Genomic DNA, 11,274 nt, shown 5'->3' with positions numbered 1-11,274 from the left:
CGTCGAACTGGCCCGGGGCGGTTCCGGTTCGCTGGACGTCATCGAGATCGATGCTGCGAGCCACGGTGGTGTTGACGACGCCCGCGATCTCCGCGAGCGCGCAACCTACGCCCCGGTGCGGGACCGCTACAAGATTTTCATCATTGACGAGGCCCACATGGTCACGTCGGCCGGGTTCAACGCCCTCCTCAAGATCGTTGAAGAGCCGCCGGAGCACATCAAATTCATCTTCGCCACCACGGAGCCGGACAAAGTCATCGGCACCATCCGTTCGCGGACCCACCATTACCCGTTCCGGCTTGTTCCGCCGGAGCCGCTGATGGCTTACCTGGAGCTTCTGTGCAACCAGGAGAACGTGCCGGTCGCCCCCGGCGTGCTCTCGCTGGTGGTCCGGGCAGGCGGTGGTTCTGTGCGCGATTCGCTGTCAGTACTGGACCAGCTGATGGCCGGTGCCGGACCCAACGGCCTCGACTACGAGCTGGCTGTGGCACTGCTCGGCTACACCCACGCGTCGCTGCTGGATGACGTCGTGGAGGCAATCGCTGCATCTGATTCCGCCACCGTGTTCCGGGCTGTGGACCGGGTCATTCAGACCGGCCACGATCCCCGGCGGTTTGTGGAGGACCTGCTGGAACGCTTCCGCGACCTGATCGTCGTCCAGGCCATGCCTGAAAGCGCGCAGGTTATTTTGCGCGGCATGCCCGCGGACCAGATCGCCCGTCTCCAGAACCAGGCGCACAACCTGGGCGCTGCAGAACTCTCACGGGCCGCGGATGTGACCAACACGGCGCTGACCGAGATGACCGGTGCCACGTCGCCGCGCCTTCACCTTGAGCTCCTTTGCGCCCGCATCCTGCTGCCCAGCGCGGAACAGACCGAACGCGGCATTGCAGCACGCATTGACCGGGTGGAGCGGCGCCTGAATTACGCAGGGAACGACGCCGGCGCTTCAGTCCCGGCGGCTGCCGCTGGCCCTGCTGCGCCCGCCGAGGTCCCGCCGCCTCATGCGGTGACCGCGGAGCCTGTCCAGGGTGACGCGGTCCGCCGCGACGCTGCGCAGGGAGTGCCTTCACCCGTTGACGCACCGGCTACTGAAACGTCCGGTGCAGCGCAGTCCACCTCCCCGGTTCCGGCCGCGGCGGCCCGGGCTGCTGCTGCCGCGCCGCAGCCTGCCTCCCCGGAAGGGTCCCGCCCCACGCTGACTGCACCCAGGGTCAGCACCAACGACTGGCCAGTCGAGGAGTCTGGAAGCAGCCGGCCATCATCCGCCGCACCAGGTGGCCCCCGTCCCGCTGATCGCGAGCGCCGCCCCGCTGCGGGGGGCACGGCTTCCGCTCCGCCGGCTGCCACGGCCTCACCGGCCCCGGATCCTTCCCCGGCCGTGCCTCCGGCCGCCGGGCCACCCGCAGCAGGACCCCGGACGACCGGTCATCAGGCCACGGGTATGCAGGCCCCTGCTTCGGCGGCTGCCGCAGCCCCGGCCACTGCCGGTCCAGCGGCGGGCGGCGATGTCGAAATCATGCGCCGTGCCTGGCCTGAGGTCCTGCAGACGCTGTCCAAGATCAAGCGCAGCACGTGGGCGCTGGTAGAGCCCAATGCCCAGGTCGGTGCTTTTGACGGCCAGGTCCTCACTCTCGCGTTCACCACGACGGGCTTGGCCGGAGCATTCGGCAGGGCGGACCATTCGGAGAACCTGAGGCAGGCCATCCACAAAACCGTGGGCATCGACTGCCAGATCACTGCCGTGGCCGGTGGCGCCAGCCCAGCGAGCTCTGAGCCAAACCCAAAAGCACCCGCTAGCCAGGAAGCTCCGGCCAGCTCCGCAGACGTAGCCTGGGGCCTGGCCCCGGCAGGCGCCACCTCGCGGGAGGCCGCCGCAGCCGCTCCCCCGGCACCTGCCGCGCGGACTGCAGAGCCGATTGCGGCACCTGCCGCGCGGACTGTGGACCCCGCTCCGGCAGTCGGCCACATCATCGAGCAATCCGTCGCCACTCCGGAGGCTTCGTCGGAAGCTTCCACCCAGAGTGCCGGTGCCGCCCCACGGGCTATGGCCGTTGCCGCAGATGAGCGTGCACCGGTTACTCCCGCTCAGCGCGGGCAGCAGTCTCAGGAGCGCCAGTCACAGGACCACCCGTCACAGGAACACGCGTCACGGACTCAGGCGTCCCCGGAGCAGCCACCGGCGGCTGGCCCTTCGCCGGAACCTCCGGCCTTGTCCCAGCCGGCCGCAGCCACCGATGGGTCCTATGCCTACTCGGACGACGATTGGGGTCCCCCGCGGGACGAAGATGCTCCTCCGCTGGACGAGGAACCGCCCATGGACTGGGACCCGTCAGGTCCCTTTGAACCGCAGCGCACACCATCCAAGCCCGAGCCCTCGCAGGCACCGGCGCCCGCCGGCAAGAAGGCGCCCCGAAGCAGCCCGCGGTCTGCACCAGCACCTGCATCTGCTTCGGCGGTCGCCGCGTCCCAGCCGGACGCAGCGCCTGATCCGTGGGCGCGTGCCGTCGAGCAGGCACCCGGCGTCTGGGTCATTGGTTCAGAGACCAACGTGGGTAAGAAACTGGAAACGCCGCCCGCGGAAGACTTCACTCCCGCGCCCGCACCCAGCTACGAGCCCGCCACGGCCCAGGTCCCGCAGCCTACCGAGGTCCCCCAGACTGCCGAGGTCCCCCAGACTTCCCGGGTCACCGGCCTGTCCGAAGCCGACGCGAGCTGGGGCCTGCTTCCCAGTGAAGCCAGTCAGCCAGCAGAACAAACGGCTGGCCACGAATCTGACAGCATCTCAGCAGTCAGTGCGGGCTCTGTGCCCGGGGGGAGCGCCTCACCTCGCGAGGTTCAGGCCGCCCCTGCAGCGCAACCGGCACCGCGGGGTGGAGCAAGCTCCGCGCCGGAGCCTGCAGAAGTCCGCGAATACGCGATGGCATCGGCTGTTGCGCCTTCAGCGCCGCTTCAGCCAGCCCCGGCCGCCAATGCATCGGCGGCAGCAGCAAGGCAAAGCCTGTACCAGCGGCTGTCCAACAGCCCGGAAGCGGAGGCCGGACGAGCCAAGGCTCCGGCCAGGGCGGTGGCCGCATTGGTCCAGGACATCCCGAGCGCGGACGACGAAACCATCGAAGAGTCAGGCGTGTTCGGACGCGCCGCCGTCGAGCGTATTCTGGGCGGGAAACTGATCGAGGAGCGGTCCCCGGACGGCAGCCCCATCCCTCCCCGGTTCTAGGCCTGCAACTCCGCTCCACACCGGTGCAGCCGGTGCCACAGCTCCATCCATCTCCAAGCCAACCCAAAAGAGGAAAACGTGTACGAAGGTGCAGTCCAGGAGCTGATCGATGAGCTCGGACGCCTTCCGGGTGTCGGTCCCAAGTCCGCCCAACGGTTGGCCTTCCATATCCTCGAAGCGGACCCGCAGGACATGAAACGCCTGGTGGAAGCAATCACCACAGTGAAGGAGCGCGTGAAGTTCTGCACGGTCTGCGGAAATGTCACCGAGCAGGAGCTGTGCAACATCTGCCGCGACCCACGGCGGGACCCCTCAGTCATCTGCGTCGTGGAGGAGTCCAAGGACGTCCTGGCAGTAGAGCGCACCCGTTCGTTCAGGGGCCGCTACCACGTGCTCGGCGGGGCGATTAACCCGATCGCCGGGGTGGGACCTGAGCAGCTCCGGATCCGGGAACTCCTGACCAGGCTGAACGACGGCGCCATCCAGGAAGTCATTATCGCCACCGATCCCAACCTTGAGGGAGAAGCGACGGCCACCTACCTTGCCCGCATGCTGAAGTCCATCGGAATAGTTGTCACCCGCCTCGCATCAGGGCTGCCGGTGGGAGGCGATCTTGAGTACGCAGACGAGGTCACCCTCGGCCGCGCCTTCGAGGGCCGCCGGAACGCCCTCACGTAAGAATCGGCAGGGCGTGATCTTGGACGGGATCGGACCGCTGGTCACTGCGCGGCTGGCCCTGCGGCTGGTACGTGCCTCTGACGCTGCTGCCATCCACCGGTTCCGTGGCAACCCCGCAGCCACCACCTACCTCTCCCACGGTCCCCTCACGGAGGAGGCAAACCGGGAGAGGTTGGTGGCAGCCATGGCATTGAGCGAGGCGTCCATGGCCCCATGGTTCAACCACAGCTGGGCTATCGTCCTGCAGGAGTCCGGGGAGGTGGTGGGCGATGCCCGGACCTGGAACACCGCAGAACTCACTCCTGCGGGCGTGCTGGCCCCGGGCCGGCATCCCGCCCATCACGCCGCTTTGGCCTACGTCCTGCACCCAGATCACCAGCACCAGGGGTACGGCCGCGAGGCAGCAGCGGCGCTGGTGGACTGGCTCTTCACAGGCTCAAGCATCAGCACCATCGTGGCAGGCGTCTACGAGCCGAACACGCCTTCCATCCGGCTCCTCCAGAGTCTCGGATTCCGGAAGGATCCCGCCCTGACCGATCAGCCGGCAGGCGGCAAAAGATTCCCGCTGATCATGTTCAGTCTGGACAGGCCTGATGACCAATCAGGCTGACGGGTCAGACTGACTCACCTTGCTGAGCTTGCCTACGCCGGGTGGCCAGTTGCCCGCCGGCAAGGAAGGCGCCCGCCAGACCAGCCTGAATGCCCAGCCCAATCACTTCCAGCGGCATCCGTGCAGCGTCCCTGGCGCGCGGCTCGGCATTGACGCACGGGACCTGTAAGCCATCCGCGGCTTCCTGGAGTGCGCCCCTCATCCAGCCTGGCCCCTCGCCGTTTCCTCTGCCATCGTCGGCCAACATCAAAAACATCACCACCGGGTTGGGCGCCACCATCCACATGATCCGTTCGGTATGGGGCACCTCAGCCACGCCCGACAGCAGGGGCGAGCATTCATAGGCCTCCAAGGTACCCCCGGGCCCCCGGACGATATTGAAGACCGCAGACACGGGTTCATCCGCCCGCACCGCCGGCAACAACGCCACGACCGCCACAACGTTGACCACCACGAGGACTCCGGCCACGCCCCACGCGACGATCGCCACCCACAACCGGCGGCGGGACATCGCGGATGCGCCCGCACCGATAGCCCCAAAGACGGCGAACTCCAGTGCAACGACACCGGCGGAAGCGGCAGCCACCTCCCCGGAAACCCCTGCAATCCACGCCTGCCCCAGCAGGATGACCAGCGTCAGCGCCGCCACCACGGCCCCACGGGCAACCACTCCAAAAAACGAAGCCCACGGGCCTGGATCCACAGCTGCCAATGGCTGACCTGGACCCAGGCGGCGGATCCCGGTAATGCCCCAGTGCACCGCCAGCAATGACGAGGCCGCCGGTATGAACGCGGCCGCCAGGAGATAAGCCCAAAACCGGCCTCCGGCGAGGCCGGGGTCTGTCTGCGGAACCAGCACGGCCGCCAGGAGAACCCACGCCGCCACGGAGGTTGCCACCGGGACAGCCGCCGCAGCAAGCCAGAACCGGACGCTTCCCCCGGACATCAGCCAATCCTCGGCCGCCGCCCTGAGCGCTCCCCGCAGGACGCTTGGGCCGGACGCCCGGCCGGCATCGTCGTCAGGACCATCCCCACCGCGGTTCCAGCCGGGGCCTAACGGCTCGTAAACCGGGTCCTCAGTGGAGCGTCCGGGCTCCCGGCGTTCGTTTTCAGCCACAGTTCGAAGGCTCCCACTTCCACTGGTCAGGCCCAGCCGCCGGCGGATACGCCGGCTGATCCAATCGTGATCCGCTGCAGCGGGACTGTCCAGTAGTGGCCCTAGGCGATGCGGGTTCCCCGGGCCAGCCTGTGGGCCGGTGTGCGCAGGGAGCGCCATCCGAGCCACAGGAGCAGGCCGGCCAGCAGCAACTGCAGCCCCAGTCCCAGCGGCCACAAGGGAGTCTCCTGCGCCAGATAGCGCGGCTTGGCCTCGCCGTTGGCGCACGGGTGGGTGCCTTCGGGCCCGGCCATGGCGTAGCGCGCCGCCTGGCTGATCGATTCAATGGCGCCCTGCGGAGATCCGAAGTTTGTGGTCGCCCGGACCGGGTACGGGATGGCGTCGGCCACCACCACGTAAGGATTCATTGCCAGCATCCATGCCACCCTCTCGGTGTGCACCGCAGGCTGCGCCACCAGGGGACCGGAGCATGTGTACTCCGGTTCCATCGGCATGGGCTGTTCCTGCAGCGGCTCATAAGGCGAGTAGCCGCGGTACTGCGACTGGTTCGCCATGATGGTGCCCTGCGAGAGCCCGGTGCCGAGACCAAACGAAATCAGGGATCCGAAGACCAGCCCGGCCACCGCGAGATATGTCACCACAATGGAGAACAGCGGCCTGTTTGCGAGGGCAGAAATTCCGACGCCAATGGCGCAGACCACGCCGACCTCAACGGCGAGCATCAGCAGCGCAACCACAACGTGGCCGGGAGTCATGCCGCCCAGGGCCACCCCGATCACCAGGAACGGCGTGCTGGCAACGAGGAATGCCAGAGCGGCGAACCAGGCCGCCAGGAATTTGCCCCAGAGGATCTGGCCGGGGCGGAGGAGGGTCACCTGCAGGATGGCCAGCGTGCCGCCGGCGCGGTCACCGTTAACCGCGTTGGCGGAAAGTGCAGGGGCCACCAGGAGCGCGAAGAGGAGCACAAAAGCCAGGACCACTTCGAAGATCATTGATCCCGGCCCGGCGGTCTCTGCCGGACCGAAGCCGCCATAAGCGCGCTGGGCCTCGCGCTGGGCGCTCCAGCTCGCCCACGTCAGCCAGGTCACCAGGCCGGTCAAAATAAACCAGATGGCCAGCATGATGTACCAGCCGCGGGACCGGAGCCGTTGCTTGAGTTCAAGGACCACCACATCGCGGATACCCGCGAAATAGCCGGCCGCGCGGCCATGGACCGGCGGCTGCATCGTCACTGTCGGCTGGCTCACCGCCGCTCCCCCTCAAGATTCATGTAGGTCTCTTCCAAGGCACCCGAGGCGGGTGCGAAAGAGGTGACCACAACGCCGGCGAGCACCAGATCGCGCAACAGGCGCGCGGCGTCGTCGTCGTTCAACAGCAGCAGGCTGATGGCCGGCCGCCGGCCGTCCTCAATCCGGAAAGTAAGTCCCAGCTCCGTGAGCTTGGCGGCAAGTGCCTTGGTGTCCGCCGCAGTGATGGCGTAGCGGCGGCCCGCAGCAGCGGCTTCGTCCGTGGTCTGGTGCCGGACGGTCCGTCCCCGGTTGACGAAGACGGCGGCGTCGGCAATTTCGTCAAGCTCGCTCAGCACATGTGAAGAGACAACAACCGCTTTCCCCTCCACGGCCAGCTGGCGCAACATCACCCGGAGCTCCACCCGCGATCCGGGGTCCAGTCCGGACGCCGGCTCGTCGAGAAGCAGGACGGAGGGGTCGTGGATCAGCGCGCGGGCCAGGCTGAGCCGCTGCTGCTGGCCCCTGGACAGGACGCGGGCCGGCTGGTCGGCCAGGTCCGTCAAGCGGACCCGGTCCAGCATTTCGGTGACCCGCTGCGCAATTCCGTCCTTGGGCAGCTGGTAGAAACGTGCCATCTGGGTGAGGATCTCGCGGGCCGTCAATGACTCCCACACACCCAGGGTGTCAGGCATCCAACCGATCCTGCTCCGCACCTGCGCCCGGTGGTGCTGCGGGTCCAGACCGCCCACGGTGATGGTCCCCGAAACGGGCGCCAGCAGCGAGGCCAGCATCAGCAGCAGCGTCGTTTTGCCGGCCCCGTTGGGCCCGATCAGGGCCGTGACTTTCCCGGCCGGCGCATGGAAATCCATGAGTTCGACGGCGTGGACCTGACCGAAGCTGCGGCTTACCGCGGTGGCGGTGATGCCGCCGTCGTCGTGCTGTTCCGGCTCCGCCGTCACATCGGTACCGTCCTGATTTGCAGTCATACTCCGAGCACCTGTCCCCCAACCGTGGCATGCATACTGACTATCTGAGCGTAGTCCCGCTGTATGACCCGCGGGGCCGGCACACGGCTGAGATTCGGTCACAATTCAACGCCCCGCAGCCTACGGCGATAAACTGGACTGAAAGTCACGCCGTCGCGCCCTCAAGGGCTGTGCCTGACATCCAGAACTCCGAGTGATCCAGTGAAGGTACGCGCATGAGTACGCCCACTACCGAAGTGCACGCAGCAACGCAGCCGCAGGGGCCGCCCCGCGGCGGTGCGGTGACCAAACAGCTGATCGTGCAGAAGTTCGGCGGTTCCTCCGTGTCGGACGCCGACGGCATCAAGCGCGTCGCACGGCGCGTTGTGGATGCCCAGCGGGCCGGCAATGAAGTGGTGGTGGTGGTCTCCGCCATGGGTGACACCACGGACGAGCTGCTGGACCTCGCCGCCCAGGTGACGGACTCCGCGCCCGCCCGCGAAATGGACATGCTGCTCTCCGCCGGCGAACGCATCTCGATGGCCCTGCTGGCCATGGCAATCAACAAGTTCGGCGCCTCGGCCCAGTCCTTCACAGGCTCCCAGGCCGGCATGATCACGGATGGTATCCACGGCAAGGCCCGCATCATCGACGTCGACCCCCACCGGATCCGCACGTCCCTGGACAAGGGCCACATTGCCATCGTCGCCGGCTTCCAGGGCATGAGCCGGACCACCCACGAGATCACCACGCTCGGCCGCGGCGGCTCGGACACCACCGCCGTCGCCCTGGCGGCAGCCCTCGAAGCCGACGTCTGCGAAATCTACACCGACGTTGACGGCATCTACACCGCGGACCCGCGGGTCGTGCCGTCCGCCCAGAAGATCGACACCATCTCCAGCGAGGAAATGCTGGAACTCGCCGCCTCGGGCGCAAAGATCCTGCACCTGCGCTGTGTCGAATACGCGCGCCGGTTCGGTGTTCCGCTGCACGTCCGGTCCTCATTCAGCCAGAACGAAGGCACCTGGGTCATCCCCAGCGCCGACGACAAGATCACCACTCAAGAGGGAGTTGCCTTGGAGCAGCCAATCATCTCCGGCGTTGCACACGACCGTTCCGAAGCCAAGGTCACAGTGGTGGGCGTTCCGGACATCCCCGGCAAGGCCGCCGCCATCTTCCAGGTCATCGCCGACGCCCACTCCAACATCGACATGATCGTGCAGAACGTCTCCACGCACGGTACCGGCCGGACGGACATTTCCTTCACGCTGCCCATCGTGGAAGGCGCCGATGCGCTGGCGGCCCTGAAGGCGGCCCAGGAGGAAATCGGCTTCGAGAACATCGAATACAACGAACAGATCGGCAAGCTGTCACTGATCGGCGCCGGCATGCGTTCGCACCCGGGTGTTTCGGCAACGTTCTTCAAGGCCCTGTCCAACGCAGGAATCAACATCAACATGATCTCGACCTCGGAGATCCGCATCTCCGTGGTGACCCACGCCGACCTGCTCGACGACGCTGTCCGCGCCATCCACAAGGCGTTTGACCTCGACAGCGAGAATGAGGCCACGGTTTACGGCGGCACGGGCCGCTGACCCGTAGACCTTTAAAGCAACGCGGGGTCATTTCCTGCCCGATAACCTTCGTTTATCCGGCAGGAAATGACCCCGCGTTGCTTCTGCTTCAGGACTGTTTGCCGAGCTCTTCACGGCGGACTGCGTAGTGATGGCCTTCAGTGTCAGTTTCCACGACGAAGTGGGAAAGTTCTTCCTCTGAGGCCTGCTCAAACTCGTCGTGCTTGTGTACCACCGGAGCATCTGTATCCAGGCGCGTTGCCGGCCCGAAGACGAAACGCAGCCTCTCAGTGACGTTCATGAAACCGCTGAGTGCATGTGCCATATTTCCACCCCCTCCCCGCATCCCGGGCGAAAAGAGCTTCCAGCCCTAAATGGGGCCAGTGCCCCTATTTTACGCCCGGGGGCGCGAAAACGTCCCGCGGGGTTTGCGGATCAAAGGGGGGCGTCGCTGCCTGTGAGCCTCAGCGGAGGGACTGGTCCCCGGGGTTCTTTGGCACCACGTAGGTGCTGCCGTCGGGGCGGCGCAGGGTTTCCCACTGCTGGGTCTCGACTTCGCGCTGGGCAAGCAGGCGCTTGTTCTCCTCAGTCATGTCATGCACCAGCGAACTGCGGTTGGCCGGGCCGAAAATTGCCCGGAGCCTGCCCGTTGCGCGCATGAACCGCTGAGAAGCATTTTCGCGCCCTCCTGCGTTGTCCTTACCCATTGTCGCGACCCTTCCATAGAACGGATTCCTCACACCAGTGTACGCTAACAATTAGTGCACTAATTATTGGAGGACTGTGATGACGGCCATAGCCAGCCCTGAGGAGCAGCAGGACAACGACCTCCTGCTGGAGCAGCAGCTCTGTTTTGCCCTGACTGTTGCGTCCCGGAGCGTGGTGGGCGCCTACAAACCGGTGCTGGACAAGCTCGGGCTGACCCACCCGCAATACCTGGTGATGCTGTGTCTCTGGGAAACGGCGCCCCGGACCCTGCGCAACATCAGTGACGCCCTGGCCCAGGCACCTGCCACCATCTCCCCCCTGCTCCGGCGGCTTGAAGAAGCAGGATTCATCACCCGCCAGCGGGTGGACGGAAACGAACGCGCCCTGGCCGTGGGCCTGACCCCCACAGGCGCCGCGTTGCGCCTGCAGGCCCTCGCGGTCCCGGGCACCATGATGGAGCGTCTGGGCCTGACCCGGGACCAGGTCAGCCAGCTGCACAAATCCATGATGGGGCTCATTGCCGCTACCGCCGCAGTGGGTGAAGCGGGCAGCGAGCACCCAGTCCTGACGGCCAGCGCAACGGCGTAAAATGGCAGCAAACGAGGAGGGTTCATGCGCTTGCCAACATGGCTGCGAACACTGCGGCCGCTGCTGGCCGTCCTGGCCGTGGCAGGGCTGGCTGCCTGCACGGCGGGTCCCGACGACACAGCCACACCGACCGCCAGCCCCACGGCAAGCTCGACGGTGACCACCGCTCCAACGGCGTCCGGTACCCCCTCCCCTGACACCGAGAAGTCCATTCCGGCGCCCTCGCCATCCGCACCTCCGGTCCCTTCCGCCGGACCAGGGGCGGGGAATGCCGAACTCTCGATCATGGTCAAGCCCGCCCCCGGCGAAGCGGACCTGAACTACACCCTGGTCTGCCGGGATGGCCTGCCCTCCGATGAAAGCAAGCACCCCAAGCCTGAAGCTGCGTGCGCGGCCCTGAAAAGCAACGCGGCCCTCCTCAGCCCGGACACCATGAACACTGCACAGGCGTGCACCGAGCAGTACGGCGGGCCGCAGCAGGCTACGGTCACCGGGATCGTGGACGGGACTCCCGTGGATGTCGCGTTCGCCCGGACCAACGGCTGCGAAATCGGCGCCTGGGATGCAGCCGAGGACGTTCTGGGT

The 11,274-nt window shown here is 66.7% G+C and carries 11 protein-coding genes; 6 read left to right on the top strand and 5 right to left on the bottom strand.

Annotation, left to right across the window (positions count from 1 at the left end; all coding sequences use genetic code 11):
* The 3 genes from DBR22_RS16405 to DBR22_RS16395 form a co-directional block, all read left to right on the top strand.
* Positions 1–3,220: DNA polymerase III subunit gamma and tau (locus DBR22_RS16405; RefSeq protein WP_258229251.1), on the top strand; the 3,220-nt coding region annotated here is incomplete at its 5' end.
* Between the two features lie 78 nt (positions 3,221–3,298).
* Positions 3,299–3,898 carry a recombination mediator RecR gene (gene recR, locus DBR22_RS16400; protein ID WP_108599898.1) on the top strand — a complete coding sequence of 200 codons (600 nt, stop codon included), beginning with the start codon at positions 3,299–3,301 and terminating at the stop codon, positions 3,896–3,898.
* 13 nt (positions 3,899–3,911) lie between these two features.
* Positions 3,912–4,508, top strand: a complete 597-nt coding sequence (locus DBR22_RS16395; RefSeq protein ID WP_181365216.1) for a GNAT family N-acetyltransferase — start codon at positions 3,912–3,914, stop codon at positions 4,506–4,508.
* Between the two features lie 4 nt (positions 4,509–4,512).
* On the opposite strand, the gene DBR22_RS16390 is transcribed toward DBR22_RS16395, so the two are convergent.
* The 3 genes from DBR22_RS16390 to DBR22_RS16380 form a co-directional block, all read right to left on the bottom strand.
* Positions 4,513–5,625: a hypothetical protein gene (locus DBR22_RS16390; protein WP_146187532.1), complete on the bottom strand. Its 1,113-nt coding sequence runs from the start codon at positions 5,623–5,625 to the stop codon at positions 4,513–4,515.
* A 101-nt stretch (positions 5,626–5,726) separates the two neighbouring features.
* The gene (locus tag DBR22_RS16385) at positions 5,727–6,872 is read right to left on the bottom strand and encodes an ABC transporter permease (RefSeq protein WP_258229250.1); all 1,146 of its coding nucleotides are present in this window, start codon (positions 6,870–6,872) and stop codon (positions 5,727–5,729) included.
* The gene (locus DBR22_RS16380; protein ID WP_108599895.1) at positions 6,869–7,840 is read right to left on the bottom strand and encodes an ABC transporter ATP-binding protein; all 972 of its coding nucleotides are present in this window, start codon (positions 7,838–7,840) and stop codon (positions 6,869–6,871) included. The genes DBR22_RS16385 and DBR22_RS16380 overlap by 4 nt, the downstream gene beginning before the upstream one ends.
* A gap of 215 nt (positions 7,841–8,055) precedes the next feature.
* Here DBR22_RS16380 and DBR22_RS16375 point away from each other — a divergent pair, with 215 nt between their 5' ends.
* Positions 8,056–9,414: an aspartate kinase gene (locus DBR22_RS16375; protein ID WP_108599894.1), complete on the top strand. Its 1,359-nt coding sequence runs from the start codon at positions 8,056–8,058 to the stop codon at positions 9,412–9,414.
* 88 nt (positions 9,415–9,502) lie between these two features.
* On the opposite strand, the gene DBR22_RS16370 is transcribed toward DBR22_RS16375, so the two are convergent.
* Together DBR22_RS16370 and DBR22_RS16365 are read right to left on the bottom strand one after the other, a co-directional pair.
* The gene (locus DBR22_RS16370; RefSeq protein WP_108599893.1) at positions 9,503–9,718 is read right to left on the bottom strand and encodes a hypothetical protein; all 216 of its coding nucleotides are present in this window, start codon (positions 9,716–9,718) and stop codon (positions 9,503–9,505) included.
* A gap of 139 nt (positions 9,719–9,857) precedes the next feature.
* The gene (locus DBR22_RS16365; protein WP_108599892.1) at positions 9,858–10,100 is read right to left on the bottom strand and encodes a hypothetical protein; all 243 of its coding nucleotides are present in this window, start codon (positions 10,098–10,100) and stop codon (positions 9,858–9,860) included.
* Between the two features lie 79 nt (positions 10,101–10,179).
* On the opposite strand from DBR22_RS16365, the gene DBR22_RS16360 reads away from it, so the two are divergent.
* Entirely contained in the window at positions 10,180–10,689 is a 510-nt protein-coding gene (locus tag DBR22_RS16360) for a MarR family winged helix-turn-helix transcriptional regulator (protein WP_108599891.1), read from the top strand.
* A gap of 24 nt (positions 10,690–10,713) precedes the next feature.
* Positions 10,714–11,274, top strand: a 561-nt coding sequence (locus DBR22_RS16355; protein WP_108599899.1) for an SSI family serine proteinase inhibitor, incomplete at its 3' end; no start/stop codon positions are given.

This window comes from Arthrobacter sp. HMWF013, from assembly GCF_003061105.1.
In the GTDB taxonomy this organism is placed as follows: Bacteria; Actinomycetota; Actinomycetes; order Actinomycetales; family Micrococcaceae; genus Arthrobacter.
The sequence above is the reverse complement of the archived record's forward strand: the minus strand, read 5'-3'. Positions and strand labels throughout refer to the sequence as shown.